Origin of the sequence: Hymenobacter piscis (assembly GCF_018760735.1) — a bacterium.
GTDB classification, from domain to species: domain Bacteria; phylum Bacteroidota; class Bacteroidia; order Cytophagales; family Hymenobacteraceae; genus Hymenobacter; species Hymenobacter piscis.
Genome location: NZ_JAHHZN010000056.1, coordinates 1 through 732, shown reverse-complemented (window position 1 = coordinate 732; position 732 = coordinate 1). Strand labels below are relative to the sequence as shown.

The window sequence follows — 732 nt, the reverse complement described above, 5'->3', positions numbered from 1 at the left end:
AGGTCGTAGGCCAGCAGCACCACGGCCGTGCCGTGGCGCACGTACTCGTGGTCCTGCCTGGCGATTTGGCCCGGCCGGACGGGCAGGGCGGCAAGTTTATCGCCCAGCAGCTGGCAGGGCCGCTCATCAAAGCACAAACGTGCCCGCCCCGGGTGGGCCGGTTGCGCGTACAGGGTCAGCACGTCTTCGAGCTTGGCCAGGTACTCGCCGTCGAGCTGGCTCAGGCACCACTGCTTTTTCAGCCAGGGCTTGAGTTGGCTTTTTTTAACACCTGCCGCACCGATTCCTCGCCCACGGCCACGCCCAGCTCGATCAGGCGTCCGCGCAGCAACCGGATGCTCCAGCGCGAGGCCCCGTGCGGGGCATCGGTGCAGGCCAGCGACGTGATGGTGGCCTCGACGGCGGGCGTGACCTTGCGGGGCTGGCCACTGCGGGGCTTTTCCGTCAGGGCCGCGGCCAGCCCCTGCTGGCGGTAGCGGCGGCGCACAGTGTAGACCGTGGCCCGGCTCACGCCCAGCAAGGCCACAATGGTATCGGGCGCATGGCCCTGGTGGCTGAACTGCAGGATGCGCGCCCGGTTCAGTTGCCGGGCCGGGGCCGTGCCTTTGCGAACCAGCCGCTGCAACTGCGCTTGCTCGGCAGCCGACAGTTCAATCGAAGAAGAAGTGTTCATCCGACCCTATACGAACTCGACACCAAACTGGTCTAATAACTATGCGGGCAGAGCACTAG

At 66.5% G+C, this 732-nt stretch carries 1 protein-coding gene and 1 pseudogene; both read right to left on the bottom strand.

Annotation, left to right across the window (positions count from 1 at the left end; genetic code table 11):
- Positions 1–182, bottom strand: a pseudogene (locus KLP40_RS21060) (IS630-like element ISMth1 family transposase); the annotation flags it as partial.
- A 56-nt stretch (positions 183–238) separates the two neighbouring features.
- The gene (locus KLP40_RS21055; RefSeq protein WP_215595811.1) at positions 239–673 is read right to left on the bottom strand and encodes a helix-turn-helix domain-containing protein; all 435 of its coding nucleotides are present in this window, start codon (positions 671–673) and stop codon (positions 239–241) included.
- Between the last annotated feature and the right edge of the window lie 59 nt (positions 674–732).

Coding starts and splice junctions, on each gene's coding strand:
- KLP40_RS21055 (WP_215595811.1), bottom strand. CDS start 673: ATGAACACTTCTTCTTCGATTGAACTGTCGGCTGCCGAGCAAGCGCAG.